The sequence below is a fragment of the Bradyrhizobium sp. 157 genome, from assembly GCF_023073815.1.
In the GTDB taxonomy this organism is placed as follows: Bacteria; Pseudomonadota; Alphaproteobacteria; order Rhizobiales; family Xanthobacteraceae; genus Bradyrhizobium.
Genome location: NZ_JADPKF010000102.1, coordinates 140,892 through 167,037 on the forward strand (window position 1 = coordinate 140,892; position 26,146 = coordinate 167,037).

The window sequence follows — 26,146 nt, forward strand, 5'->3', positions numbered from 1 at the left end:
ACATTTCAGGTCGCACTCAAAAGCTTTGCAATATCCTGCGCGTGGCAGAGCTCAATGGCGCCGACCTCTGCAGGATTCCGCGGGACCTGGAGGTAGCGAACCTGAACCCACATGCCGTCTTCCATATTCTCGAGAACCTCGGCGATCGTCCCATCTTCAAGCTCCAAACGGTCGCCAGGTCTGAGGGTCAGCACATTGATCATGACCGGCCCTTAGAAAAATACCGACAGGTTCTTTGCAAGCAGGACATTCTGGTCAAGGATGATCTCCCGCCGCGCAATCTTCCAGCCGTGATCCGTCATGCGAAGCACATCTGTTCGCTTCCCGACGAACGTGTATGTCTCGTACTCGACCCGGTTCTGGTAGATCAGGAAACGGCACCGCGTTACGACCTCGCGCGGATCATCCAGGGATGGCAAGATGTTCTTGATCTGGACGTTACTTACCATGTGGCAGACGCGCGACAGCGGTTCCTCGGCGAAGTGAACGCCGGTCAGGATTTGGTCGACTCGTTTCGTCAGCGTCCACTTGTCCTCATCAAACCAGCTAATCCCGATTCCTGTGCGGGTGTTCTCTCGCTCGCCATGCTGCCCAAACTTCACGTTGCGGCGGATCGGCATGAAATAGGTAATGTCATCAGCAAGGAGATTGAGCCAGTCGCGAAACCGGCGCTCATCGAGCAGTTCAGCTTCCGCATAGAGGAATTCTTCGATGTCCGCCCTGAGCCGATAGTACGCATCGTTGCGAGGAAGTTCGGCGGATCCAGCCGGCGACGGGGTGACGGTTTCAAGCACGGCGGCCATGCTGTTCTCCTTGAAGGTCTAGACGGTGTGGGTCGTGGACTTCGCTGGTACGGGGCCGCCCTGATGGGCAAAGCAACCCACGTCGATGATTGCTCCGGAGATCGTCTCCGCCTCCGGCGATATCAGGAAGGCAACAACATTGGCGACGTCTTCCCCATTCACGGAACGGCCGGCTGCGGTCCCGGGCGCGCCCTTGCCAAACCGCGACGGATCGCCGCCCGCCCGACCGAGACTCATCCCGGTTACAATGCCGCCGCCGCCCGGCACCACCGTGTTGACGCGAACACGATGGTGCAAAAAATCGTAGGCTGTCGCCGCCCCGAGCGCAACGAGTCCGCCTTTGCTCGCGCTGTAAACCGCCATGTTTGGCTTTCCCCAACCGGCGCCCGAGCCCACGTTGATAATTGCACCACCGCCGGCCTTGATCATGTGCGGAAGCACCGCGCGGCTGCATAGATACGGCCCCTTCAAGTTCACGGCCATAATGCGATCGAACAAGGCCTCATCCGTGTCGAGCACGGTACCGAGCGGACCAATTGCGGCATTGTTCACGAGCGCATCGATTCGTCCGTACTTCCCCAGCGCTTCATCGACGACCCGAGCGACGTCCCCCGCACTGGAAACGTCTGCCTCCATCAGCACGGCTTGGAGACCGCGCTGTTCGAGCTCAGCCTCCAAGCTTGGAATAGCTTTGGCGGCGGTGCTCGTGACCTGCGCCGTCTCAAGACCGAACGCCACGACAGAGTGCCCTCGTGCTGCAAGACTAAGAGTGATGGCGCGACCAATCCCGAAAGTCCCGCCCGTCACGATGACTACACGCGAGGGATTCATTCTGCAGCCCTCTGGGGCACGTTTCCGCCCACACCAAGGAGTTCATCCCACGCGGCGCCTCTCAGGTACGATTTCCAGCGCGCGTAGTAGCCGCGCGCAATCTCCTCGGTAATCTGGAGGCTGACGGTACCACCGAGAGCGTGATCTCTCGTCCAGGCGCCAAGCGACTGCTGATAGTTGAACGGGTAGCGGCGAGCGACCGTCCCCATACTGGCAGCGGTAGCATAGAGCCAGTTCTCCATGTCGTCCTGCTCGGTCATTCCTGCCGGACCGGAGTAGCGCATGTAGTAGCGACGTAGATAGTCTTTGGCTTCCTGTGGCGCGTCAGCGTCGACCAGAAAAAACCGCCACCCCTCGGTGGAGGTCGGGCTATGTGGGTGCCAGGCGCAAAGCCCGCGAGGCTGACGCCCGTGATAGGACGTATTGGGAAAGATCGTGCCAACGAACGGCAACAGCCTCGCCTGCTCTCCGAGTCGCCGTTTGCGCTCCTCGAAGCAGTGGCGGAAATACTGCTCCAGCACGGGGTTATCCAGAAACGATTCGATATACTCATTCTCTTCGGGTTGGATCGCGCTATGAACGCCGTGTCCTTCCGGGAAACTGATCCAAACGTGCTGTGCCTTTTCCAGCTCGTCGTCACGGCGCCCCTTTTTTCCTGCCGCGGCGCTCGGCCCAATGCCGATAAGATCGACCGAGCGGTGACTCGGATTGTGGTAGGTGTCGCCGAGAAAGTTCTCCGCGGCGAACTTCCAGTTCGCCGGGAAAATCCACTTGTGCACGCCGATCACCTCCGAATCCCCGCTCCGGCCATCACGGCAATCGAGCGCCTGGTCGAGATGAATCTTCGCGTCGCCGAGATAGGTGGTGAAGTCGGGAGCATCCTTATCCCAGGTGGCCCAGATCGTTCCCTTGTAGATCGCGAGTTTGGCAACGGATACGAGCGAATTTTCCTCTCGATCCAGCCCTTCGTACAGAGTTCTAAAGTGCGGCACGCCCTGGAGCTTGCCATCAGTCGTGTATGTCCAACTGTGATATGGGCAGGTAAAGAGCGAGGTATTCCCGGACTCATAGCGACACACTTTCATGCCGCGATGACGACACGAATTGAGAAACGCGTGCACGATGCCCTGCTTGTCCCGGCACAGAATGACCGACTCCTCACCCATTCGGGTTGTATAGAAGTCGCCGGGTTTGGGGATGAGGCTCTCGTGTCCGATGAACAGCCAGGCACGCGTGAAAACCTTCTCCAATTCCTCCTTGTAGAGGTCGGGATCAACGAAGATTTCGCGGCTGACGAAGCCCCTATCCGTATCAACGAGCTTATCAGGATCATCAAAACGGCTGTTTGGGGACATGATCGCGTTCTCCACGTAGTTGGATCGAATGGGATCGGCTGCTTAGGCTTTGGCCGGCAGAATGCTCTTAGTCTGTCGAGAGCTTGGCGTCGGAAACGACGTTGCTCCACTTCGTGAGGTCCTGAACGATGTTACCCGCATACTTCTCCGGCGTTTCAGCAACGGGCCTCAATCCTTGTTTTGCTAATCTCTCCGTCACATCGGGGGAGCGAAGAATTTCGCTGATCTCGAAATTGTAGCGGGCGACGATGGCAGGCGGCATGCCTGGAGGCCCAAGGACTCCGTAGCGGATATCCGCATCAAAACCGGAGAATCCTAGCTCGTCCAACGTCGGCTGATCCGGAAGCTGCGGCGCGCGCGCTTTCGTCGCTACCGCAAGAATCCTTACCTTGTCCGGCGCCAGAGGAAGCGCCACGTGAACCGGCAGGAACATCGCGCTGATATGGCCGCCAATGAGATTGGAGATGGCTCCAGCCGAGTCTCGAAACGGCACGTGCATCAAATCTATCTTTGCCGTGAGCTTGAAGAATTCCATCGCGAGGTGGTGCGGCGTGCCGACTCCAGGCGAAGCATAGTTGATCTCTCCAGGACGGCTCTTCGCGTACGCGATAAGCTCCTTGATCGAATTTGCCGGCACAGATGGATGGACGACGAGAGCGAGTGTGCCCACTGCAGCTTCAATGATAGGTGTGAAGCCCTTAACGGGATCGTAGATGACCGGCTTCGTTAGGCTGACATTCGCTGTGAACGGAGGGTCAGCAGTTACGACCAGCGTATGGCCATCCGGCGTGGCACGCATGACCATTTGCGATCCAATACCACCGCTCGCTCCCGTCTTGTTGTCGACGATAACGGGCTGACCGAGCTTCGGCTGGAGATTTTCAGCAATTGTTCGCGCGATGATGTCGGGGCCAGTTCCGGGCGAAAACGGCACAACGATGGTGACGGGTCGCCGCGACTCCTGCGCTATCCCCTGCGAGCTGGCCAGAACAGTGAACAGCGTCGCCAAGAGACCCATGAGGGTTCGCCGCAACGACGACCGCCATGGCAAGCTGAATCGCGGTCGAGCGAAGTCATCACGACGAGATTCCAATGGACCCGGTGCCATCATCCCACGACCCTCGCGTTCTCCTAGATTGTCCATCTAGTGGACATTGTGTTCAATTCTAGTGGCGCCGAAGAAGTGGGTCAAGTAGCCCGGCAGCGTTCGAAGGAGCGAGCTCAAGCCGGAAGCGTCTTATGAGGATTGAATAGAGATCTCTGATCCAGTGCGTCCTTGATCTTGCGGAGTACATTGACCTCTACATCACTCTTTTGATGCACAAGTTCGTGCGCGTCGGGCTGGCAGGCACTGCAATGCAAGTTCCCGTCGCCCAGATGGCCGAATGCAAACGGCAGGAAGTGCGGTTCAACTTTCCGGATGGCTTCGCAGAGTTCCGGATACAACTTCGGAATCCTCCCGAGTGGCACTGAGTAGTCGAAGCGAAATGAAACCCCGAGATAGCGGTGCAACTCGGAAAAGGAATCCCGAATGAGCCAGAGCTTCGCCTCCTGCGAAGACGACTGGGCAATGATCGCATCGCTCACCCAATCTCGCTCCAGCGCGCTAGAAACGACGGCTTCCAGTTTTTCGGACGGGTCGTCCTGTCCAGCCATGCGGACGAGCACGTACCACTCACGATCGAGCCTGATTGGAGGCACTGAGCCGAGAATCTGCTGACAGACCCCGTCAATCCCCATTCGGGGAAGCAGCTCGATCGCCGACAAGCGTCCATGCGCATGTTCCATCGCAAAGTCTGCGAGATCACTGGCAGACTGCAAGGACTCCACCGCAAGGAGCGCAGAGCGGCTCTCGGTCTCCGCCGGGTGAAGCTTTAGGGAGGCGGCCGTTACGATGCCGAGAGTCCCCTCCCCGCCAATGAAGAGGTGCTTGATATCAAAGCCGGAGTTGTCTTTGCGCAGCGAGCGCAATCCATTCCAGAGAGTTCCGTCGGCAAGCACCACTTCGAGCCCAAGGACCTGATCGCGGCAATTGCCATATCGCACGACATTCATGCCGCCGGCATTCGTTGAAATGGCGCCTCCGATCGTTGCGCTATCCCTCGCGCCGAAATCCAGACCGAAGTGTTGCCCCACGGACCTTGCGGCGTCTGCACGCCTTTGATCGAGCACCCGGCTTCTGCCACCAGGGACCAAGAGGAGGCAGAAACACTCCTGATTTTATCAAGTCCCGACGTGCTCAAGATCAGCGAGGGCCCGCCCGCCGCCGGCACCGCGCCTCCGCACATGCTGGTGTTGCCGCCCCTGCGCAACGATGGCGCAACCGGCGGTGCGGCAGGCCCGGACGACGTCCTGAACCTCGCGCACCGACCGGGGTCGTGCCAAACCAACGGCGTTTCCTTTGTACCACCCTCTGAAATCGGTGGTTGCCATATCCACGATTTGGGGGTCGGAGATGAGGAGACCAGGCCGAGTCAGGGTCGCCTTCAGTGTGTTCAACGCGTCCATATAGTTTCCTTCGAGTGGCTTTGCCGCTATTCAATTCAATGTTCGTGGAGTGGACATCTGTCTCAAGTCAACATAACGTCCTCGATGTTTGTGGTGAAGGGCACCGGAGGCGATTGAATGGAACAGACCGGCGGAGACGCTCTTGCGCGTCAGCTCGCGCTGGAGGGCGTCACTGATGTCTTTGGTGTGCCAGGCGTTCAGCTCGACTGGGCTGTCGACGGGCTTCGCAAGATGCAGGACAGAATTCGCTACGTAGTGACGAGACACGAGCAAGCAGCCTCGTATATGGCCGACGGTTATGCTCGTTCAACGAACGGAATCGGCGTTTGTATGGTGGTACCCGGCCCCGGTCTTCTAAACGCTATGGCAGGGCTTGCCACCGCCTATGCCTGCAACTCTCGGGTACTCTGCATCTGCGGCGACATTCATTCATCAGCCGTTGGGAAGGGACTCGGGCTGCTTCATGAGGTTCGCGAGCAGTCGACAATTTTGGGAACGGTGACGAAGTGGAAAGGACGTGCATCGCGTGCCGAGGACATCCCCAATCTGGTCAGGCAAGCATTTCAGCAACTAAAGAAAGGAATCCCCCAACCAGTCGGGATCGAGATCTCGCATGATCTCTTGAGCACAACTGCCGATATATCGCTGGTCGACCCTGCGGAACCGACCGAGACAGATCCTGTTCCGTTTGCGGAGATTGAACGCGCCGCCGAGGCGCTTTCGACTCGCAGCTTTCCCGTACTGTATGTAGGGGGCGGCGTGATCGCGTCGGGCGCCTCCCTCGAACTGCAGGCCCTCGCTGAAAAACTTCAAATGCCGATAGTCATGGGCGAGAACGGCAAAGGTTCTGTATCTGATCGGCATCCCCTGGCATTCAACACGCTTGAAGGCCGCGAACTCGTTTCTCTAGCCGACGTAGTCCTCATCGTTGGCAGCCGCTTTGTCGAGACTGCGATGGGCAAGCCGGCCTGGCCGCCCGATGACAAGACCTACATTTTCATCAATCTCGATGAAAACGTGTTCGGAGCGCCGAGACGGGCTGATATCGCAATCAGGACCGACTGTCGGCTGGCGCTTTCCGCACTCCATGCGGCCTGTTCAAAACGCCGCTCTTCCGATGTCGACTTTGGAAAACTAAGGGCGTCTGCACGTGAGCGGATGTCCGAGATCGAACCTCAGGGAGCCTGGGTGCGCGCCCTAAGAGCAGGAATCCCTGATGACGGAGTATTGGTCAACGAACTTACGCAGGTTGGTTATTTCGCGCGGCTGGCTTATCCGGTTTATCAACCGAATACGTTCCTTACACCAGGCTATCAAGGCACGCTAGGATATGGGTTTCCGACCGCTCTCGGGGTCGCCGCGGCAGATCCCAAGCGCATGGTCGTAAGCATTAACGGGGATGGCGGGTTCGGCTGGGGACTACAGGAGCTGTCGACGGCTAGGAAGTACGATCTCAACGTGACGATTGTGGTCTTCAACGATGGTCACTTTGGAAATGTTCGCAAGATGCAGCAGGATCAGTTCGGTGAGGAGTTCGGCGTTCAGCTATGCAATCCAAGATATGACCGGCTCGCGGCCGCCTTCGAGATTCCCTACAAGCTTGCCGAAGGGCCATCCGATTTGGAGCGGCTTCTTGTCGAACGCCAATCAAATTCCGGACCGATTTTGATCGAGGCCAAGGTCGGCCCTATGCCGAGTCCGTGGCATCTGCTTCGCCTTGTACCCCCGCCCTTTGCCAAGCGATAATCCCTCATGCTGGCTGAAACCGCACAGTTTGATGTACTTATCGTGGGCGCCGGTCCCGTCGGACTCACGCTGGCGCTCGATTTGGCTTCCCGTGGGATTGACGTCGGGATCATAGAGAGACGCCCCGCCGGCGAACCGCCGAGCGTGAAATGCAATCACGTCTCCGCCCGCTCCATGGAGATCTTTCGCCGCCTCAACGTCTCGCAAGATCTGCGAAATGCCGGACTGCCGGAGGACTACCCCAACGATGTCAGCTATAGAACCACGACGCTCGGCATCGAGATAGCTAGGATCAAGATCCCCGCCAGGAAGTATCGCTACTCCGATAAATCCGGACCTGACGGTTGGTGGCCTACTCCCGAGCCGCCACACCGCATCAATCAGATATTCCTTGAGCCCATCCTGTTTCAGCGAGCAGCTAGCACGGATGGTATCACCATTTTCAATGAAACGGCCTATACTGAATTCAGGGAGGATCAGTCCGGCATAACCGCGTTTGCTGCATCGTCATCTGGCGACGAACGCCAATTCCGCGCGAAGTTCCTCGTCGGATGTGACGGTGGCAGTTCCGTGGTGCGCAAGCAGATTGGCGCCACGTTCAAAGGCGACCCGGTCGTTCAACGTGTTCAGTCTACTTACATAGAGGCGCCGGATCTCATCGAAAGGATGGCGGCGCCGCCGGCTTGGGCGATGTTTTCACTCAACCCAAGGCGCAGCGGAAACGTATATGCGATCGACGGCAAGCAGCGCTGGCTCGTCCATAACTATCTGAAGCCCAACGAAACGGACTTTGAAAGTGTGGATCGACATGCATCCATACGTACCATTTTGGGCGTACCTCCAGACTTCCAGTACAAAATTCTAAGCAAGGAGGATTGGATTGGGAGAAGACTGGTCGCGGATCGATTCCGGCAACGTCGCGTCTTCATATGCGGGGACGCCAGTCACATCTGGGTACCTTATGCAGGCTATGGCATGAACGCCGGGATTGCGGACGCCGAGAACCTGGCGTGGCTTCTTGCCGCTCATCTGAAGGGTTGGGCCAGCGATGCAATACTCGACGCCTATGAAGCCGAACGCATGCCGATTACGGCTCAAGTCTCTCACTTCGCCATGAACCACGCGCACGCGATGTTCGAGCAACGAAGCGCAGTACCAGATGACATTGAGGCAAGCGGGCCCCGTGGCGACCAACTAAGGGAAGCCTTGGGTAAGGCTGCGTATGAACTGAATGTTCAACAATATTGCTGCGCCGGTCTGAACTTCGGATATTTTTACGCGAACTCCCCCATCATCACATATGATGGCGCAACAGCACCGGAATACACGATGGGAAGCTTCACCCCCTCGACAGTGCCTGGTGCGCGACTACCGCATTTTTGGCTGTGCGAGGATGAGTCTGTCTATGACAGGTTGGGTCCTTACTACACGCTGGTCCGATCGGATCCTAGCGTGGACGTAGCTCCCATATTGAAAAGCGCAGAGGCGCACAATGTGCCGCTCGTGCTTCTCGACGTTGCAGGGGGACCATCTGAGCTGGATCACAAGCTGATTATCGTTCGCTCTGACCGGCACGTCGCGTGGCGGTCTAATACATCGCCCACGGATTCGTTAGGTCTAATTAGAACGTTAGCGGGCAGAGCTTAAGTCAACGCTTGCACGGATCGGGCACCTCAACGCCAAACGTCATAATTTACTCAACCACGGCTCGTCGCCTGATCGTAGTCGAGCGAGAGAAATGGTCGAAAGGCATGGCTGAATCATCGCCCGTAGTAGCGGGGGGCGCTACCAACCCACGCCAACATCTTCTCCAACCTTTATCGTGAAGTTCACGGCCCGCTCAGTTTTTGCGGACACGACTACTGCTCTCTGTGGCCGCCGTACGCCGCCTAACGCAGAATTTTGTTCGCTAAAGGGAAATCGTCAGTCGGACGGTACAGCATTTGGTACAGCATGACTCGCAACGCGCGTGCTTAAGTGCTGATCGCGCTCCGCTTTTTGAGATGTCCCGGTCCAGTCCATCATGGGGACCCGTTTTGACCTCTCAGTGCACGTCGCGCACACGAGTTGGGGAGTGCACACGCGTGGCGACCTTCACTCTTGGCATCTGGAAACTGGCGCGTCCAGGTCCGCCGGAAGAACCGCTACGTGTCAGAGATCTTTCGCCGCCGCAAGGACGGCGAGGACTGGGCGCTCGACATGGGACCGTCCCGGATCGCCGAAACCACATCGTTGGAACAATCGGCATGCCGATGCTGGCCCGAGTCGTAACGAACAAGCGGAACGGCTGCCGATGATCATCACGGGGATGGTCGACATTGTCAGCATCACCAAGCTGCCACGACTTGCCCGCCTGCGCTGCTCGCCGCTGCTGGTGCCGATCATGATGATCTTCGAAGGAATGAACTGAGACTAACCGACAACGTGTCGCGTTCGGTAGTCCCCCAGGCATCCGCGGCCAGAGTTCTCCGGCTTTGAGACCGGGCTTGGAGGTTTCCACTTTGGCGGGTTCCAGTGTGAGATCGTAGTCGGCCGGATTCGAACCGAGTTCGGTTACGCCCTTTGCGAGCTCGGCTCGTAAGGACGTTTGAAAGCCGTCGTCATAAGTCGCGGTACTCTGGCGCATCGCCGCCCCCCTCTGGGCCAGAAGCGGGCAAAGTCGTTTGACTGCTCGTCGCTGTGCTATGGAACAGCGTGTCCGTTTTGAGCGCATTTTCTGGTTTGCCGGGAGGCGATCGCCGCGATCTGGCCTTGGTGTCGGAGTACTTCAGGCGCGTCAGAATCCCTTTAGCATTGCGAGGGAAACATGCCAGCGCCAGCCAACTATTCACTCGTGTTTGCAGACGAATTCACTGGGCTGAGTATCGCCAATACCACGACGGCAACGGCCAATTGGTACACCGCTCAGCCCTGGGGCGGCGGCTTTGGTAGTGCTCGGTTCATGCCTATTGGCGGCGGCAGTTCTCCTTTCTCGATCGTGCAACAGGGCGGCGAGAGTGCTCTGCAGATCGAAATGACACGGAATGCGTCAGGCCAGCTTCAGAGCGGCCTCATCTCGAACACGTTTCCGAACGGAACGAGCACCACTCCGCAAGATCATGATCCCTATGGGTACTACGAGGTCAGAATGTGGTTACCCGCAGGCCAGGGCGTGTGGCCCGCCTTCTGGGCGATCGAGGAAGAGCGTCTCTCGACGACAAGAGACCATGTCTTTGAGATCGATGTGATGGAGCAGCACGGCATTGCACTGGCCGATCGATATTCAAGCTCCTTGCACGACTGGAATTGGAAGGGGACGGTCCTGGAAGGCCACACGGGCCAATTCCATCAGAACCTCGTCGGTCGTGGTGTATTGACGACAGGATGGCATACCTTCGGCGTTGAAATCAGACCGGATACCATGACATTTTCCATGGACGGCCACGCTCACTTTTCACTGCCCACACCCGCCACGCTCAACACGGACCTGATGTTCATGATCGATCTGGCCGCCGGTGGCGGCTGGCCGATTGATCCTGCACTCGATCATCAGAAGCTGTATGTAGATTATTTTCGTGTCTATGAATTGGACCGCCCGATGCCCGGTTCGGTGCTCGTCGGAACGAACGGCAACGACACTTTCGTCGTTAATGCCGCGACCACTGGAATACGCGAACAGCCCGGAGGCGGGTTCGATACCGTCAATGCCACGGTATCGTACATCCTACCCGAGAACGTCGAAAAGCTGCGTCTTTCTGGTTCAGGCCCCCTCGACGCGACCGGAAACAGCGGAAACAATCAGCTCTATGGCAATGGAAACGCCAATACGCTGTCGGGTCTGGCCGGCAATGAGTATCTGTATGGCGATGCCGGCACTGACAGGCTGCTCGGAGGGAGTGGGAACGATAAACTCTATGGTGGAAACGGGAACGATTTTCTGATCGGTGGTCCTGGCATCGATCGGTTGGACGGCGAAGGCGGGGCGGACACGTTCCGTTTCGAAAGTACCGTGGAAAGCCCATATTCTGCGCGGGACACCATCATCGCGTTTTCAGGGGCCGCAGGAGATTGCATCGACCTTGGTACTATCGATGCCAACACGCTGGTCAGTGGCAATCAAGCTTTTACCTTCATAGGATCGGATCCCTTTGCCGAAGCGGGACAGCTTCGATTGAGCAACGGGATTCTGTCAGCCGATGTCAACGGCGATCACATGGCCGACTTCGGTGTGGTTATTGGCTCGGCGCATCTGGTTCCTGATTACCTCATCCTCTGAGGCTTTCAGTGCTGCGCACGCGGCAACGAACCTTGGCATGCTGGCGCGGTAACTTGGGTCCAACAAGGATAGCAGGATCGCCGAGTCTTCGTTCGCGCACCCTCACGTCGAAATCGACGCGGGCTACGCGCTTAACGACATTGAGTAGCCACGGCCATATCCCACCTTGCAGGTCAGGGACTTCCCGCCGCCTCGCAGCTATGTCAGCGCATCGACATGTGCCTGCGCGAGATCGGTAACGTGCACATAGTCACGAATGCAGGATCCGTCTGCTATTGGATAATCGGCGCCAAAGACGTCCACGCCTGCCGCCGACCGAGCGCCGCCTGCACCGCCACATGTATGAGATGAAATGCCTCTCGCGTGGACCGCCCCGAACGACCGCCGGATCGGCCCCTGCGACATTGAAGGAGCGCAGCACACAGTAACTGAGGGGGCCGATGCCGCTGCATCCCGTAGCATCCATTCGATGGCGGGCTTTGAACGGCCGGATGAGTTGATTGGGAGCGTCGCGATAGTGGCTGAGCCGGACACGTCGCATGCAAAATCTCTTGCGCTCTTCATTCCGACCTCTTAGCTTTTTAACCGGCAAACGTTCTGCTTAGCCCGTGGACTATCCAGACCCGACGGGGTGATCGTCCTTCAAGCTCTCGAAATGCGATTCCCGCTAGTTTTTGGGCACGATTTATCGGTTTCTTCATTCATCTTCGATCTTATTTGTCGGCTCGGACGCAGCCTATCGACAGAGGTCGGGACGTTCGGTTGGATCGCTGACGTGACCGACCGAGAAGGTAGCTGAGAATGCTCGCAAGCACTTTATTCATAGCCGCAGGCTTTGCCTGCGGCGTCGTTCTTCGTTTCGGCGCTTTTGCAATAGGCGTCGCAGCATTCATCGCGGTATACGGACTACTGATCGGCCCGGTCAGCGCCTCCTGGAAGGTGCTGGCAATCGAGCTGCTGTCAGCGTTACTTTTCCTGCAGGTCGGATACGTTGGAGCCGTCGTCGCTCGAATTCTTCTCACAAAGCTGAAGGCCCGTTCGCCCGGGCTTAGGGGGCGGCATGCGGATCCGCATGTCGCGCGCGCGCGCAACACCGACAATTCCACCAGCTGACGCTCAGTTGGCTGAGTGTTCTGCTCTACTGCTCGCCCGACTGCGAAACAATGGTGGCGTAACTCCCCGAGTTGGATTCCGCTGTCGCGACACCCTTGCGCGACGCTGACGCCGCAGCATTCGGCGCGCGATGAACCTCGACGCGGACAACATCACCGGGCTCTACGAGTGTTCCCTCGCCCGCCGCGAATGTCATCAGCGCGCCATCCTTGCGCCGCTGTATCCAGTAGACAAGCGACCTCCCGCCGCCCTCATTTGGAGCCATCCGCAGCGACATCGTCGCTTCGACAGCAAGCGTTTCCGACATATTCATCCGATTGATCAACTGCTCGATACTCGCTTTGGCCTCCCGGAGGTCGGCCGAGACTTTCGCCTTGTTGTCCTTGACGAGATCTGTTGCATCGCGCTCCGTCTTCCGCATTTCCTGCTTGGCTCGCACTAACGCGGTTTCCACATCAAGCATCCCACTCTGCAGATCGGCGGTCATGCGCTCAAGGGCGAACTGCCGCGACGTAACCGCAAGCCCCTTATCGACAAGTGTGCCGACGGTATTCAATTCACGCTGAGCCAGAGCTATCTGCTTCGCCTGTGTCACCCGTTTGCTCTCCAGCGACACAATCTCGTTCTCATACAGCGACCGTAGTTCCGACAAGGCCGTGAGCTGCGATTGCAACGCGTCGCGCCGCGTTGTCAGGATCGTTGCTTCCTCCGCCAGCAGGCTTCCGACGTCCTCGCCGGCAAGCTCGGGCGGGAGTGTGATCGTCTTCTGTTCGGCAAGTTCGGCTTCGAGCCGGGCGCGACGGATGTAGGTCCGCCGCAGTTCCAGACGCGCAGCCTCCAGGTTTCCCCCCGCAGTGATCTGGTCCCGTTTCCCGGTTTCACTTAGCCGCTGCAGGCCGCCAGCAACGCTCACTGCCTGCAAAACACTCAAGCCGGGACGAAAGGCAAATTCACCAGGACGATCCACATCGCCGAGCACGTAGAACGGCCGATACTGAACGATCTCGACCGCCGCTTCCTGCGCGCCCATCAAGCCGGTGCGTTTGTACAATTCTGCCGTGACCGCTCGAGCAAGCTGGTCGCTGGTCCGGCCTTCCGCGGTGATCTCGCCGATCATCGGAAAAGACACGCGACCGGCAGGGTTGACGGTGTATTCCCCGCCAAACGGCACCCACTCGTAGTATTCGGCCTTGCCGGCGCGCCATTCGACGACCTTCAGGCGTATCTTATCCTGCGGGCCAAGAACATATTCGGCGCTGAGCGCCGGTGCGGGAAAAAGTTGAAGCACGCCAAGAGCCGCAAGCACGGCGCCCAGGCACCCGGGCATAACACGACGGTTCCAAATTGAAGTGGTCATCAGCATCTCCATCCGGCGCGCACTGTCCGGTTTTGATCTCACGGCAACAGCATTCCTTCATTCCGCTTCGTTGCGCTGACGAAATTCGTCAGACGAGTTGCGATCTCCGCGAGAGCCGGCGGCAGAGATCGCGCAAGATTGGTCAGGAAAGCCGTATCGTCAGGCTCGACCGCGTTTACCGCGCGCAACCCAACCAGATAGACGGCTCCCCCCACGACAATAGCCAAGGGTATGCTTGAGGGATGGCCGATGATTCTGATGCAACAGAATGCCGCCGCAGCGCTGGCGAGTGCAGCTAGACAGAGCTTCAATACCGCGAGCATTGGAAAAGCGCATCTAAGCCGCGCGACGATAAACCAGCAGCCAAGGCCGATCATCAGTATCTGGATAGCCACTCGCGCAAAAGCCGCGCCCATCACCCCGAATTCGGGAATCAGCAGGAAACCAGCGGCCAATGCACATGCAGCGCCGCAGAGCGAGCTTGCGAATATGAAGTCACTTCGCTCGAGCGCCTGCACCAGACTGGTGCCGACTGTCGACAATACGCTCAGCGCCGCAACGGAAACAAGGACCATCGCCGCCGGTACAGCGGAGGCGAACTTCCCACCGTAGAGGGCGGGCAACAGCTCTGGAATGATCGCAGCGGTGCCAAAACATACTGGGAACACCAACGCCGCTAGAAGCCGGGTGGCGCCTGCGAACTGTTTTCTCATTGCATCCAGATCGTCCCTCCCGCGTTTCTCGGCAAGCGACGCGAGCACTGCGCTCGTCAACAACATGGGACCCTGAATGGCAAGTTGGGTCAGCGCCAGGGCGACTGCGAACATCGCCACCGAATCCATCCCCCAGTAGCGTTCAAGGAAGAACAGCTCGATCCGCGACCAGACAAAAGCGCTGGTGACGTTCGCGCCCCAACAGAAGAGCGCAAACGAGGTCACGCGCCGGCTCAGGGTGCGATCGATCGACGCCGGCCCATATAGCGTCGAAAGGCACACTACGGAAGGAAGCAGCATGCCTGCAAGGTAACCGGCCAACGCGCCTGTTGTCCCGAACAGCAGCGAACCGGCGATCACAGCAAAGACCTGAAGCAAGAGCGAAGCGCCTGCGATGCGCGCGGCTATGCCAAATTCCTGCCGCCCCCTCAAACGAGCGTAGCTATGGGTAGTCAGTACCTGACCAACGACAAGCAGGATCGTGAGGACGACCAGCGGCATCGATGCGCCCGTCACCACACCGCCGCTCAGGAACTCTGCGATGGATCGGTCGCCCACCAGCCACACCAGCACGATGGCGCAGAAGGCAGCGGCAAACGCCGAGATCGCGAGCCGTTGCGCGAGGTTCCTTTCCAGGTGTTCCGCCACACAGTGCTGCCCGCTCCCGCACAAAAACGGCAAGAACCGTCCAACAGCCGATGACAGGCCCAGATCGACAAAAGGCGCGGCCATCCAGACAATCCAGATGATATAGGCAACCGATCCCGTCTCTGTGACGCCAAGCGCGCGAGCCACGGCAATGCTGCTCAAGAAACTCGCCAGCGCGGTTGCGCCTCCCGCCAGCGCACCGAGCATCGAGTTTTTCACGAAGCCGGACATGCAGCGCTCCCTTTCGGCTTCGAGCTTGCACGTCGGCCGGCTGCATGATGACACTGGAATCTGGCGAGCCTCCGATATCCGCAATGCATGACATCGCCGTGATGCATTGATATAGTCTGTTTGGGCTGGAGGCCTCCTCCGTTACAGCGTGAGGTGCTTACATGGTCGCTCGCGTACTCCTGCTGCTCCTTGTTCTGGCTGGACTTGCAAGGAACGCACACGCCGACACCGGCGACAAACTCAACCTTTCGGATTTCATGCAAACCTTCAGCGAGGATTTCGACTCGCTGGACGTGTCCGCGTGGGGACCGGGAACGCGGTGGATCGCTCACACGCCGTGGAACGGCGACTTCGGAAGTGCGGCCTTCGCCGATCCGAAGCCCGGCTTTCCCTTCACGACGCAAGACGGCCAGCTCCGCATCGAAGTCGCGAAGGGCGCCGATGGGAAGTGGCGCAGCGGACTTTTGGCATCCGTCGATCGGGAGGGCAAAGGCTTTGCGCAGCAGTTCGGGTACTTCGAAATGCGCGCCAGGTTTCCAGCGGGCAAGGGCCTTTGGCCCGCGTTTTGGCTGATCGGTCTGGATCGCTCTACTCACACGTCCGAGGTAGACGTGGTCGAGCACTACGGCCATATGCCCGCGCGTTACACCGCTGCGATCCATGTGTGGGATCGCAAGGAACCGAAAAAATCCCGCTCGACTCACAGGTTCGTCGCTGTGCCGCCCAACGCCCTCTACGAGGGCTTTCACACCTATGGCGTGAAGATCGACGCCGAATGGACGCGGTTCTATTTTGATCGCCGTGAGGTCGGAAGCGTGCCGACGCCCGCCGAACATCATCAGCCGATGTACCTGCTGATCGATCTTGGACTTGGCGCGGGATGGCCGATCGACGAGACGCCTAGTCCGTCCTACATGTATGTCGATTATGTCCGGGCGTGGCAGAAGCGTTGACAGGGTCATGCAGCAATCCTTGTGGCAACCGCCAGAAAGGCGTCAATCTGCTGCCCAAAATCGAGTTCCGGACGACGCGAATGCGTCAGCGCCGCTTGCTGTAACTGCTGGTAATATAGATCGTCGGACCACATCCGCCTCAACTCGGTGGCCCAGGTGTAGGCAGGAGCATCGTATTTGATGATGGCCCCGCCTGGACCGACCGTCTCCGGCAATGCGCCGCGATCACTCGCCAGCACGGGAATTCCGCTGAACTGTGCCTCTGAGACGACGCGGCCCCAGGTCTCCGCCCATTGGCTCGGCGCCAGCAACACACGTGTCGAGGCATAAATCGGCGACATGTCGCCGCTGCGCTCGACAAGTTCGACATTAGCTAGCCTGCGGATCCGCCCCTTAAGCAGCGCGGCCTGGCGCATTCCCAAGGGCCATCCTTTCACGAATCGGAACGGGATTTCCGGACATTGCTCGGCAATCGCGAGTGCGATCTCTACGCCCTTCTCGACGACCGGGTTGATGAAAGTGACGCAGCGGCGATCACCAGCCACGCGATAGCGCTCCGCCCGAAACACAGGCGGAATGACGCATGCCTGAACCCCGAACCGATCGCGAAGCCGTGCGGCGGTAAACTCAGAATTGGCGATGTAGGCGCGAAACGGCAGGCTTCCGGTCGAGCCGGTCCAGCGCCTGCGGCCGATGTCAAATTCGAGTCCGTGTAGATAGGCGATCGCCGGCACGCCACGGCAGGCGAACGCCTTGCCGATTTCGACCATGTTCCCGTTCTGAACGACGACGAGACGAGGGAGAGGCAGCCCATCAAGACTGCCCCATGGCTTCCGTGATAAGTACACATCGTAGCCAAGCTGCCGGTCCACGCACACATCGGTCCCGTGAATGAAGTTACTGACGGCTCGCAATGCACCGTCCACGCGCCGTAACGGCAACCGCGACAAGACCGACGTCCTTACCCCGCGACGGTTCAGTTCGAGCGCAAGCTCATGTGTATTGACTTCCACACCACCGACAACGTGGGGAAGATATGCCGTGCCGCTGGCGAGCAAGATGTTCACGGACTCCCTCCGTCCGAAATCACGCGCATTACGACTGCGACCGCTTGACATCCGGCTGCCGTTTGGCGGTGAGATAGAGCCATATCTGGACTCCGGTACGCCGCTCATTCATGAGCTCGACAGCGGTCCGCGGCATGAACTTCGAAAGCTCGGGAATGATCGCAGACGGGAAATCCGCAAGCGAACGAGGCTGTGAAACAATCTGCTCGATGCTGTGCGATTTCGAAAATCGGGCTTTCAGTTTGGCGGTACAGTCGGGGACGAACGCGTCATGCGTTTCCACCAGTATGTCGACGTCGGACAAGCGTGGGGCCCTGACAGGGTCGAGCACATCAAGCTCCCCGCCTTCAATGTCGGCGAGCACCAACGTCGGTTCCTCGGATCCGGCAAGTTCGGCGGCGAGGTCATCCGGCCGGCAAAAGCCCTTGAGCGTAAACCTGGCGGCCACGCCGTTCACAGCCGCCGTCCGCATCAGGCCGGCGTGATGCTCGGCGGCGCTTTCGAAGGCGGTAACCCTCGTGTTAGGCATCGCTCGCAGGAAGCCGAGCGCGTAGTATCCATCAGCCGCGCCGACATTGATGATGCGCGAATAGCCGCGCGCGATCACCCGGCGCACGACGTCATGCAGTTCAGCCTCCTGCGTGCCGAGAAGATAGCCGAGAAGATTCCGGTTAGACACCGGTGTCAGACTCAGACGCATCCCCTTGAACGGCCCCGTCAGCACTGTGTTCGCAGCACGATGACGGACCAGCGCGGCAGCCGCATTCCAGCGAGGCATCACAAGCCAGCGCACCAAGGTACGCGCTGATGGCGGAACCAATTTGCGATAGAAGCGGTAGATACCCATCGCGACTGCCGACGATTCGATGGCGCTCCATGTTGCGTGCTGCATGACTAGAGGCTCCCTTGAGCGATAACGGGGATACAAGTCATTGTGGACGGCACGATCGCATCCAGCAGCACGACAAGAACCGCCGCAGTGGCCCGCAACATCTGGATCGCCGCAAGCTTGTTCATCTCACAGCTTCCTGCAAGGCGTCGCTATAGTGCGAGACAAGTCGCTCCACCCACTCGTTCGGAGTCAGCAAATAACGCCGAGCGTTGGCGTAAGCCAGACCGCTCATCGATGCAGTCAACTGGTCGTCGGATGCCAGCATCGACAGCAACCTACTGAAAGCTGCCCGGTCGTAGGGATCGCAGGATAGGCCTGCTCCAACGTCTGACAGCTCGCTGGCGATCATCGCGAAATGGGAGACCACGACCGGCAGGCCGCTGGCAAGTGCCTCGAACGCTACTAATCCGAACGTCTCACGGGTGCGGCTCGGCATGACCAAGGCCCTCGCATCTCGTACGAGAGCATCCATCTCGTTTGCGCCCTTCCATCCGACGAACTCCGCCTCCGGGTAAAGCCCGGCAAGCTCGTCCGCGAGCGGGCCGCCACCGATCACACGGACCGGCACGTTCGCGTCGCGGGCCGCCGCAAGCAAAAGGTCGACACCCTTGTCCTCCTCGAGCCTACCGACAAACAGGAACACCTTGTTTCGTTCGGCTTCAATGCGGCGCGCGTGCCACGGTGTGACCGGGTTGCGCAGCGTCAAAAGCTGTGTCCGCGGAATGCCGCCGCGCTCAAGATGCGGCAACATACCTTCATGAACCGCAAGAACCTTGGCACCCATCGAGGTAAAGTCGAATACCGCACGACGAATTTCCTGACGGACCGATCGCCAGAGCTTGTGAGCATAGTTGCGCCGGTCGCACGAGGTGAGCAGGCACGACGCGCTCATCGGCCGCAATTCGCAGGGACTTTCGCTTCGGAAGTTGAAATAGCCGCCGTTCGGACAGACCAGGAAAAAGTCGTGAGCGCTGATAATCAGGCGCCTTGCGACGGGACGTAGCGCATGGAAGACCGAAGGTGACAGGATTTTCGACCAGCCATGCAGGTGATAGATTGTGCCAGGTGTATCGTTTGAGGCGATCCAGCTGGCCAGGCGTTGCTCGGCCGCAACATTGTAGAGCCCGTCTCGGGTTGCCCGCAGCAACGCCGCTCGAAGGATATGTTCGCCGCCGACGGCCACGACATCTGCGTTGCGCAGCCGCGGTTCGGAATGCACGCCATGATCGCCAGCGAAGTAAGTGACCGGGATACCGCCGCTGCTCAACAACGCTGCGGAATGCAACGCCACATTCGTAGCGCCTCCGCGCACTTGAGATACATCGTTGATGACGACGACGCGATCGGGCACTGGCCGCGTTCTTGGCGAGCCGGATGTCGGACAACAGTTGTCAACCACTTGCAGCATCCGTGACGCCCTACAGTTTCAACACACGTTCCGGTGACAGACGGCCGCCCACCAGGTCAAGCATCGCGCGAAGGTTGCCCATCAATCGACCTGTGCGATCGATGTAGGGCTCAGGGCGAAACGTCTTGGCGAAATTGGCAATGAAATTTCGGCTCATGAGCTTCAGCGCCCTACGGCGCGAACAGGTGCCTTTGCGAACCAAATAGAGCGGGTTGGAGACTTGCGAGTAACCAAGCCGGCGGCCCGACTGACGGCCCGACTTCACGCCGAGGTGGACGCCTCGCGCGGCGCCAATCTTCACTATCCGGCCATATGCTGCCATGCGACGGCTAAAGTCGAGATCCTCCAGCCAGCCGTAGAGCGGCAGGGTCTCGTCAAACGCCAGCCGTCCCGCGCGCACCGCGTCCATGCGTATCGCCATGTTGCAGCCGTATGCGTTATGGACGTCCGAAATCTCCAGCGTCGGTTCCGCTTGACCGTCTTCGCAGAGCACCGTCAGCGCTTCGTCGAAGGCCAGCCCGGGACCACGAATGCCGTCGGCGATAACGTGTCCTGTGCCGACGACGACATCGGGCGCGCGCTCGAAGACCCGTTCTACCACCTCCAGATAGCAGAGACAGGGCACGAAATCGTCATCAAAGAAAACAATAACGTCGAAGCCCGCTCCCTCCTTGAGGATCGCATTGCGCTGGACCGTCAGACCGCGAGAACTCGTGATGAAGCGAAGCCCCGTCTGGCCGCGATCGATCCCCAATACATCGGCTGGAGAGGTCCCGCAGACAATGACCGCGTCGGCAACACGCGTCTGCGCGTCCAGATGTTCGAGGATGCGTGCGAGAACGAGCGGACGACCCGCTGTTGCAATGCCAACTGCAACCTTGAGCGGCTCAAGCTGCACACGTTCCTTGGACCAATTGGAGCTCATGCCACTCATCCAGCATCCTCTGCTTTAAAACCGGCGCTAAGCGGTGTCGCCGCATCGAATGCTTCGCTCGCGAGCCCAGCAGGATTGGCCCCGCACAGCGACTCGATGCCCGCGTTTGATTGGACAGGCATCGAGCGTCCCTGCAGGGAGGCAATGGTTTCTGCCTTTGCAGGCTGAAGCGGCTTCCTGGCGTACGCCCACACCATAATGGGAACGTCTGGTTCGTTGCGTAACGAGCCAAAGAAGCCGCGCTTGCGCCATGCCGACAGGTTCGCCTTGAGGCACGAACGATTGCCCCAGGCGAAGGTCTGGATTTCGGCTTCGGGGAATCCTGCCTCCTGCAGCAGGCAGGAAAGTCCCTCAGACGTCCATCGGTTGCAATCGATCGGCGAGGGATGATAGCGCACTAGAAATGGTGTTGCGATGAGGAAGTGGCCACCTGGCCGAACCATCGCATAGACATTGCGCGCAGCACGCGCCGGCCACTTAAGATGCTCGAAGACCTGATCGGCGATGATAAGGTCGAACTGCTCCGGCAGAACGTCCTTGCAGATATCGAACGCCGGATAGCTGGTCCCGGTGAATGACGCAAAGGCAAACTTGCTTCTCCATTGCGAGCCGGCGGACACTTCCATCACATGCAGACGCTCGGGTCCAAGCCGCGCGATAAAGTCGAACGCATGCCGGTACATCGCCACACGCACCCAATCGGTCGTGTCATAGCCAATCGCTTCGAGACACTTCTTCATCGTCGCCTTGAGTCGCGGACGACTCCGAATGGCCGACAGCATGGGAGAAGCGGACGGTTCGCAAATCGCTCTGATGGTCATCGCAAACAGCCTTCTCTGTGCCCGGCAATTGTCATGACCAGGTCTTCCGAACAATGGCCGGCACACGGTTGAGAACGGCACCGAGCATCTTGCCGCCCGCAAGATTGAGTTCCATCGTGCCGTCTTCTGCTTCCTCGACGGTGGTTTTCCCGAAGCGGACCACAACGATCACCTCATCGACGTATGGAATGAGCGACTTCCATTGATCCGAAGGTAACAGCGCTGGCAAATCGACGACGATCCGTTCGAACTTCAGCCGGGATTCCGAAATTACTTCCGCAATCCGTTCTATCGGGCGCCGATCGGTATCATTGGGTTGCAGATCACTTTCAGCAGACGGCAATAATGCCAACCCCAGAGCACCGGGCCCCGTCGCAGGCTCTGACCCGAGCTGCCCTTTCGGCTTCGCTTTGATCGTCTTGCCGGCGGCGAGTTCCTTGCTCAGGGTCCGCCTGTCAGCGCATCCATCAACGAGAATGGTTCTTGCGCCGCTTCGGGCGTACTCATGAGCCAGGCATGCCGCAACCGTCGTGGCCCCCTCGCCGTTCGAACACGCGACCACGCCGATGCATAGAACTTCCGGATTACCGGTCAGCGCCGCGATACTTGTTCTCATCCTTCGAAGATCTTTCTTCGTCGAAGGATCCAGCCGGCCGCCCACTATCCCCCTCAGGGTACCCGCGGCTCCGCGCACCCATCTGCTCCTGCTGAACCACGGCAGCTTCCCCTCGCGCAGTATCCTCGGCTCTGAAAGGTCATTGATCGCACCAAGCAGGCTTACTCCGACACTTGCGCTTAGCTGCCTTGGAGAACGCACGCTGCGATCGCCGCTGGAACGCACCGCTGCAAAAGCCGTTCCGCCCAGCCCCCCCAGAACGATCGCGAATCCAAGGACGAGCAAGGTCCGCGGGCTGCTCTTGCGCAGCGGCGGCGCCGCCCGGGAAATGATCCGTACATCGGCATCAGGATAGCTGATGCGTTGCAGCGTTTCGTTGTATTGGCGCTGAAAATCATCGTACATCTTGCGATAGCTGCTCGCGATACTTTCGAATTCCTCGAGCTTTGCCTGAGCGTCCTGGCTGGACAGGGAGTCACCAAAGGAGCGGAAGCGGTTGGCTTTGCGCGCTGCCTCGAACGCCTGCTGCTGCAGCGTTTCCAGCCGCTCCGAGAGCCACTTGCCCTGCGCTTCCGCGAGCCTGGACTTGACCTCAACAATCGCCCTGATGAACGACTCGGCCGTGGCGTTGGCAATTTCTGCGGCCTGGTCTGGATCGGCGGACGAGAAGGCAATCTCTATGACGAGAGATTGTCCGACTCGTTTCGTCGACAGCCTGTTAGCAAAGCGCGCCGCGACCTCGCGCAAATCCGTGCTCTCATCTCGGCCCACCTCCCCTGCTGCGGATGCCGTCGAAGTCGCGGTGATCCGCGCCAGCAGCGCCTCGACCACCGAAGGTCCGGACACGAACTCCGGCCGCTGCTCGAGCTTCAGGCGGGAGATAACTGAATTTGCGACCCGGTCCGACTTGATTACCTCTATCTGACTCTCGACGCGCGACTGATCCGACATCATCGGGGCAGGCATCTGAATCGCATTGAACAGTTCGGCACCGCGATTGGGGTCGATAATGACACTGGTCCTAGCGACGAATACCGGCGTCGCCAGGAGAAGATAGATTACCGCGACAGAGACGGTCACTGCGATGGAGGCAGCGATCGCCTTGCGGTTCTGCAGGAGAAAGGCGACAATGTGCCAGACGCCGAACACTTCGTCGCTGCGTTCCCCTGAAACAGCGGCATGCGGTGCCGGATAATGCGGTTGCCTCATGAGCTAGCCCCCTGCAGTTGGTAGTGCCGCGCGCCGATCGCGGGATTGCTGGCAGCAAATTGCGGTGCCTCACGCTTGCGCAATTGTCGCGCGCTGGCCGCAAGCGCAAAGAAGATGAAGAAGACAAATCCAAGATCAACGCTAGCCGCTGACAGGCAGGCTGCGCCAATGAGCGCGAGGCATGCACGGAAGCCTGCCCGCGCGACAGCATCATCAAACGAAAGCAGCCTTCCCGGCGTGAATGACGACGCCAGCATCACGACGAACAGGAGCAGGCCGAGCACGCCGGTATTGGCAAGCAACGCGACCGCGAAGCTCGATGCCCGGACGCTACCGACCCCGGCGCCGAAACCCGCAGTGTCCCAGAAATTCTTCATCGCGAAGTAGTTCCACCGCATGCGTTCGATCCCGGACTGGCTTTCGAGCTTACTGGAGACAGTTGCATCGAACAGCCCCATCATGGCCGACCAGATCGACGGCGCGAACATGATGGCGGTTCCAAGCAGGAACGGGATCATCGAGAAAATGACGAGATATCCGCAGTCCCTCCTCGTCGCTTGCCCGTTGGCGAGCTTCACAAGCGCGCCGGCCAATATGAGAGAGGAGAAGATGGCAAAGGATCCGTAGGCAGTCGTCGAGGTCGACAGCAACAGGCATAGCGCGAGAAGCAGCGCAAGCGTTGCGGTGATGCGAGTGCGAAACCCGTCCAGCCAAAGGCTCAGACAGAATGCGTAGAAGCCTAGCGCGACATAGCTGAAGGCGCCAGCTTCAGTGAATGTGCCGACGATGCGCTTGAAGCCGCCGATTTCTCCGGCATCGAGCATGCGGTAGTTGGCATTGCGGAGCCAGGACAGCAGGAATGCCGTGTCGGTATGATAAGCGACAACATCAACGACGGCCGAGACGAGCAGCAGTACCGCACACACGATCAACGCGTTGGTGATCGCCTTCGCCTGCCCCCGGATCATGAGCGCCCTGACGCACATGAAGCAGCCGAGGTCGGCGATGAGATAGGCCGCTTGCGTCGTATTGCTGGCTCGGGGCATCAAAACAAGACTGACGATACCAACGTCGATGTCGTTTCGCGCAAGAGAATAGGCGTGGGTGAGGCCCTGGAACAGCCGCGGCATGAAATAGGCGGATGCAACGGCGTAAGTCGTAAACAACAGCAGCCAGAAACCGGGACCCGACGGCGCAAGACTCTCAATCGCTGCCTCGCGCAGGCGCGGACGCAGCGCAACGGAGATCACGAGAAAAAGGGCCACGACTATGACCGGTGGGACGCTTGCGTCCCCCAGCGCGGGGAGCTTGAAGGCTGCGGCCGCCCCAAGCAGGGCAGACAGGCTCAGCACCCAAAACGCCGCGACTGGCCCCTGCCACAACACCCAGAGGCCAGCCAAAACAGTCGCAACGCCTATAACCTCAATGATCATGCGCGAACCTTGCTAGCTGCATCGCCTGCAAGGCGCTTTCGGTTTCGGAAGACTCGATCAGCTTTGGCCGTGTCTCGCCTTTAAGCAGCAGGACCAACCGGTCGATCGATGCGCTCGATAATGCGAGTACGCGCTCATGTTGGACAGCGCTGATCTTCTGCACTCGCGCAGCGGCCAGCAGCTCTGGCATTGCCCGCACAACGTCATCGTTGAAATCGACGAGATACCGGCTCCGTCCGACATTCGCAAAAAACGCAGCGAGCTTTGGATCCCAACTCAAGCCGACGTGAACCACGCGATAGGAGTATGCAAGAATGCACGCGTGCAGCCGGTGCGCGATGACGGCGTCGAAGCTTCCGACCAGTTCCGCGAGTTCCCGAGGCGTCTTGCAGTCCGGCGCGCGCGTCAGCCGTTCGTCAGCATTGCTCATCATCGAGCCAACGACGTCGTCCAGGTAAGCCCGATCTTCCGGCGCCCCGTTGGAGAAACCGGTCACGTCATATCCGGAGGCCAGCAGTCGCCGGATCAGACTTTGATAGAGATCTCTGATGGTTGTGTCGTCGGGCTGTCTCTCGCCATGATGTTGCAGAACGACCGGGTGGGTAATCCCCACGCCAACAACGGGGCGTTTACGCGGTCCTCGCCCGGATAAGGGCCATAACCGGGACGCCAACAAGCCGGGATCCGGCGTCACGACGACGCCATTGACGCGGCGCCGCCGTAGGCGGCTCGCAGACTCGCCGTCGCGCGCACCGGCAAACACCAGCTCGTCAGAGTGCAACAGCGAGGAAATCAGTGCCGCACCTCGCCTCGAACGGCTTTCCGCGACACCGAGCCCGAATAAGGCGATCGGAACATTGTTCCGCCTGCACTCCGACGCTACAATCGATAGCTTAACGGGGAAGTTGAGATCACCGTCCTGAATCAGCTGCCCGCCCCCGACGATCGCCAGATCGGCGTCCCGTAGCGCTTCGCGCCAGACCGGTCGGCATTTCCGACGCATGTGAAGGCGAAGGAGACCCTCTACCAGTACATCGCGCAGGATTGCCGGCATCTTCTGCAATGTCTTCAAAGCAAGAACACGACTGCCGGACCTCGCCGAACTGTCGCGATTGATGCGTCCAGAAAGATCCAGTGCTTCGATGCGGATATCGGGTAGCCGCCGCGCAAGCTCGGTTTCGAGGCAATCGGCGATCACGCCGTCACCGAGGTTCGGACTATACTTAACGTTGAAGGTGACAACCTTCATGATA

22 protein-coding genes and 1 pseudogene are annotated in these 26,146 nt (G+C 59.2%); 5 read left to right on the top strand and 18 right to left on the bottom strand.

Annotated elements, in window-relative coordinates:
• Positions 1-5: 5 nt before the first annotated feature.
• From IVA95_RS32460 to IVA95_RS32485, 6 genes are all read right to left on the bottom strand, one after another.
• Positions 6-203 (bottom strand): hypothetical protein, encoded by a 198-nt coding sequence (locus IVA95_RS32460; protein ID WP_247514197.1) that lies wholly within the window; start codon positions 201-203, stop codon positions 6-8.
• 9 nt (positions 204-212) lie between these two features.
• A complete protein-coding gene (locus IVA95_RS32465) occupies positions 213-803 on the bottom strand; it encodes a 3-phenylpropionate/cinnamic acid dioxygenase subunit beta (RefSeq protein ID WP_247514198.1) in 591 nt (196 codons plus the stop codon).
• Between the two features lie 18 nt (positions 804-821).
• Positions 822-1,634, bottom strand: coding sequence for an SDR family oxidoreductase (locus IVA95_RS32470; RefSeq protein WP_247514199.1), 813 nt, complete (start codon positions 1,632-1,634; stop codon positions 822-824).
• A complete protein-coding gene (locus IVA95_RS32475) occupies positions 1,631-2,989 on the bottom strand; it encodes a Rieske 2Fe-2S domain-containing protein (RefSeq protein WP_247514200.1) in 1,359 nt (452 codons plus the stop codon). Before IVA95_RS32475 ends, IVA95_RS32470 begins: the two co-directional genes overlap by 4 nt.
• Before the next feature lie 67 nt (positions 2,990-3,056).
• Positions 3,057-4,007 carry a tripartite tricarboxylate transporter substrate binding protein gene (locus tag IVA95_RS32480; protein WP_247514201.1) on the bottom strand — a complete coding sequence of 317 codons (951 nt, stop codon included), beginning with the start codon at positions 4,005-4,007 and terminating at the stop codon, positions 3,057-3,059.
• Between the two features lie 203 nt (positions 4,008-4,210).
• Positions 4,211-5,125, bottom strand: a complete 915-nt coding sequence (locus IVA95_RS32485; protein WP_247514202.1) for an FAD-binding oxidoreductase — start codon at positions 5,123-5,125, stop codon at positions 4,211-4,213.
• Between the two features lie 489 nt (positions 5,126-5,614).
• Between IVA95_RS32485 and IVA95_RS32490 the strand changes: the two genes are divergently transcribed.
• The 3 genes from IVA95_RS32490 to IVA95_RS32500 all read left to right on the top strand — a co-directional run bounded on the left by IVA95_RS32490 (position 5,615) and on the right by IVA95_RS32500 (position 11,498).
• Positions 5,615-7,243, top strand: coding sequence for a thiamine pyrophosphate-binding protein (locus IVA95_RS32490; RefSeq protein ID WP_247514203.1), 1,629 nt, complete (start codon positions 5,615-5,617; stop codon positions 7,241-7,243).
• A gap of 6 nt (positions 7,244-7,249) precedes the next feature.
• Positions 7,250-8,890, top strand: coding sequence for an FAD-dependent oxidoreductase (locus IVA95_RS32495; RefSeq protein WP_247514204.1), 1,641 nt, complete (start codon positions 7,250-7,252; stop codon positions 8,888-8,890).
• A gap of 1,159 nt (positions 8,891-10,049) precedes the next feature.
• Positions 10,050-11,498, top strand: coding sequence for a family 16 glycosylhydrolase (locus tag IVA95_RS32500; RefSeq protein WP_247514205.1), 1,449 nt, complete (start codon positions 10,050-10,052; stop codon positions 11,496-11,498).
• Positions 11,499-11,559: 61 nt separating this feature from the next.
• Here the strand turns inward: IVA95_RS32500 and IVA95_RS32505 are convergent.
• Positions 11,560-12,002 (bottom strand): annotated as a pseudogene (locus tag IVA95_RS32505) (NAD-dependent epimerase/dehydratase family protein); the annotation flags it as partial.
• Positions 12,003-12,299: 297 nt separating this feature from the next.
• Between IVA95_RS32505 and IVA95_RS32510 the strand changes: the two are divergent.
• Positions 12,300-12,611 carry a hypothetical protein gene (locus tag IVA95_RS32510; protein WP_247514206.1) on the top strand — a complete coding sequence of 104 codons (312 nt, stop codon included), beginning with the start codon at positions 12,300-12,302 and terminating at the stop codon, positions 12,609-12,611.
• Positions 12,612-12,636: 25 nt separating this feature from the next.
• Here IVA95_RS32510 and IVA95_RS32515 read toward each other — a convergent pair whose 3' ends face one another.
• Together IVA95_RS32515 and IVA95_RS32520 are read right to left on the bottom strand one after the other, a co-directional pair.
• The gene (locus IVA95_RS32515) at positions 12,637-13,968 is read right to left on the bottom strand and encodes a polysaccharide biosynthesis/export family protein (RefSeq protein ID WP_247514207.1); all 1,332 of its coding nucleotides are present in this window, start codon (positions 13,966-13,968) and stop codon (positions 12,637-12,639) included.
• 38 nt (positions 13,969-14,006) lie between these two features.
• Positions 14,007-15,560 carry a polysaccharide biosynthesis C-terminal domain-containing protein gene (locus IVA95_RS32520; RefSeq protein ID WP_247514208.1) on the bottom strand — a complete coding sequence of 518 codons (1,554 nt, stop codon included), beginning with the start codon at positions 15,558-15,560 and terminating at the stop codon, positions 14,007-14,009.
• 161 nt (positions 15,561-15,721) lie between these two features.
• On the opposite strand from IVA95_RS32520, the gene IVA95_RS32525 reads away from it, so the two are divergent.
• Positions 15,722-16,513, top strand: a complete 792-nt coding sequence (locus tag IVA95_RS32525; protein ID WP_247514209.1) for a glycoside hydrolase family 16 protein — start codon at positions 15,722-15,724, stop codon at positions 16,511-16,513.
• A 5-nt stretch (positions 16,514-16,518) separates the two neighbouring features.
• On the opposite strand, the gene IVA95_RS32530 is transcribed toward IVA95_RS32525, so the two are convergent.
• The 9 genes from IVA95_RS32530 to IVA95_RS32565 form a co-directional block, all read right to left on the bottom strand.
• A complete protein-coding gene (locus IVA95_RS32530; RefSeq protein WP_247514210.1) occupies positions 16,519-17,580 on the bottom strand; it encodes a glycosyltransferase in 1,062 nt (353 codons plus the stop codon).
• 28 nt (positions 17,581-17,608) lie between these two features.
• The gene (locus tag IVA95_RS32535; RefSeq protein ID WP_247514211.1) at positions 17,609-18,472 is read right to left on the bottom strand and encodes a hypothetical protein; all 864 of its coding nucleotides are present in this window, start codon (positions 18,470-18,472) and stop codon (positions 17,609-17,611) included.
• A 2-nt stretch (positions 18,473-18,474) separates the two neighbouring features.
• Positions 18,475-18,597 (bottom strand): hypothetical protein, encoded by a 123-nt coding sequence (locus IVA95_RS38900; RefSeq protein WP_256470331.1) that lies wholly within the window; start codon positions 18,595-18,597, stop codon positions 18,475-18,477.
• On the bottom strand, positions 18,594-19,655 hold the full coding sequence (locus IVA95_RS39200; RefSeq protein WP_247514212.1) for a glycosyltransferase family 4 protein: 1,062 nt from the start codon (positions 19,653-19,655) through the stop codon (positions 18,594-18,596). The genes IVA95_RS38900 and IVA95_RS39200 overlap by 4 nt, the downstream gene beginning before the upstream one ends.
• Before the next feature lie 235 nt (positions 19,656-19,890).
• Entirely contained in the window at positions 19,891-20,805 is a 915-nt protein-coding gene (locus tag IVA95_RS32545) for a glycosyltransferase family 2 protein (RefSeq protein WP_247514213.1), read from the bottom strand.
• Positions 20,806-20,810: 5 nt separating this feature from the next.
• Positions 20,811-21,635: a methyltransferase domain-containing protein gene (locus tag IVA95_RS32550; protein ID WP_247514214.1), complete on the bottom strand. Its 825-nt coding sequence runs from the start codon at positions 21,633-21,635 to the stop codon at positions 20,811-20,813.
• A 31-nt stretch (positions 21,636-21,666) separates the two neighbouring features.
• Entirely contained in the window at positions 21,667-23,460 is a 1,794-nt protein-coding gene (locus IVA95_RS32555) for a Wzz/FepE/Etk N-terminal domain-containing protein (protein WP_247514215.1), read from the bottom strand.
• Complete coding sequence (locus IVA95_RS32560; RefSeq protein ID WP_247514216.1) at positions 23,457-24,893, bottom strand: hypothetical protein; 1,437 nt, start codon at positions 24,891-24,893, stop codon at positions 23,457-23,459. Before IVA95_RS32560 ends, IVA95_RS32555 begins: the two co-directional genes overlap by 4 nt.
• On the bottom strand, positions 24,883-26,142 hold the full coding sequence (locus IVA95_RS32565) for a polysaccharide pyruvyl transferase family protein (protein ID WP_249810535.1): 1,260 nt from the start codon (positions 26,140-26,142) through the stop codon (positions 24,883-24,885). The genes IVA95_RS32560 and IVA95_RS32565 overlap by 11 nt, the downstream gene beginning before the upstream one ends.
• Positions 26,143-26,146 lie beyond the last annotated feature (4 nt).